Here is a 1,300-nt window from a genome sequence, read left to right as displayed (position 1 = left end):
CAAATTCGCTATCGTTTCCCCAATATTATTAACGTATGTCAACATTGGGGCATTGATATCTTCAAACAACCCATTCCCGTTGCACCTGCTGCCCATTACTGGATGGGAGGAGTGGCTTGCGATCTGACCAGTTGCACCTCGATTCCAGGGCTATATGCCATTGGTGAAACAGCTAGTACGGGGGTTCATGGTGCCAATCGCTTAGCGAGTAATTCCTTATTGGAATGCTTGGTTTTTGCGGCCCAATTAGCTGAGATTCAAACAGCTCCTAATCCAGTTCTGCAGGAATCCCTACCCTTTATAAAAGAGAAAGGTGACTGGGAAAGGGACATCGAGAAGATAGCCTTAGTAAGGCAAAGTTTACCCTCCCTGATGTGGCAAAGTGCAGGAATTTGTCGCTCCCAGGAAGTTTTAGAGTCAGGCCTTGCTGAAGTTAATTCCTGGCGCTCTGAATTGGCTGGCTTAGAGGTGAGTCAATACCTGCTTGATTTACTGCCCAACCAAACAGTTAAATTTGAGTCACCATTAGCCGAGCAGCAATTGCGAACAGCTGCAGAAACTTTCAATCTTCTGGATATTGCCCATTTAATTCTCAAAAGTGCAGCATTACGCACAGAAAGTCGGGGCGGACATTACCGTAGCGATTATCCCCAAACCTCACCCAGTTGGCAAGTTCACACCTTAGTACAGGGGGAGCGCTGGTGGAAATCTCCACAACTTTCTCTGAGTTTAGAAACCAATCAGATAGCGGTATGAATACCACTTATTCAGAAGCGGTGAAAACAGCGCAAACCTATTATGATGGTGCAGAAACAGACCGATTGTATGCTAATTTCTGGGGTGGTGAGCATATCACTTATGGGATATACAAGAGTTCCGATGAACCGATCCATGATGCCTCCAAGCGCACGGTGGAAACAATTGCCCAAACTCTGGAAAATCTAGCTCCCGATTCACGAGTTATCGATATAGGTGCTGGTTATGGAGGGGCGGCGCGGTATCTGGCGAAAACCTACGGTTGTTCTGTCTGCTGTCTCAATTTAAGCGAGCGGCAAAATCAACGGAACCGCCAACTGAACCAAGAGCAGAATTTAGCCCACTTAGTTGAGGTAACTCAGGGGAGTTTTGAGGATATTCCCTATCCAGACAGTTCCTTTAATATTGTCTGGTCCGAGGATGCCATTTTACACAGTAGCGATCGCACTCAGGTCTTTGAAGAAATTAAGAGGGTTTTGCAGCCAGGGGGAGAGTTGATTTTTACTGACCCCATGCAAAGGGAGACTTGTCCACCAGGGCTACT

2 protein-coding genes are annotated in these 1,300 nt (G+C 46.7%); both read left to right on the top strand.

Annotation, left to right across the window (positions count from 1 at the left end; all coding sequences use genetic code 11):
• Nucleotides 1-756 (top strand): FAD-binding protein (locus tag F6K38_RS44765; RefSeq protein ID WP_287360848.1); only part of this gene is annotated, 756 nt, incomplete at its 5' end.
• On the top strand, nt 753-1,300 hold a 548-nt coding region (locus F6K38_RS44760), incomplete at its 3' end, for an SAM-dependent methyltransferase (RefSeq protein WP_287360846.1). The genes F6K38_RS44765 and F6K38_RS44760, both read left to right, overlap by 4 nt.

Source organism: Moorena sp. SIO3B2 (assembly GCF_010692525.1).
Lineage (GTDB): Bacteria > Cyanobacteriota > Cyanobacteriia > Cyanobacteriales > Coleofasciculaceae > Moorena > Moorena producens.
The sequence above is the reverse complement of the archived record's forward strand: the minus strand, read 5'-3'. Positions and strand labels throughout refer to the sequence as shown.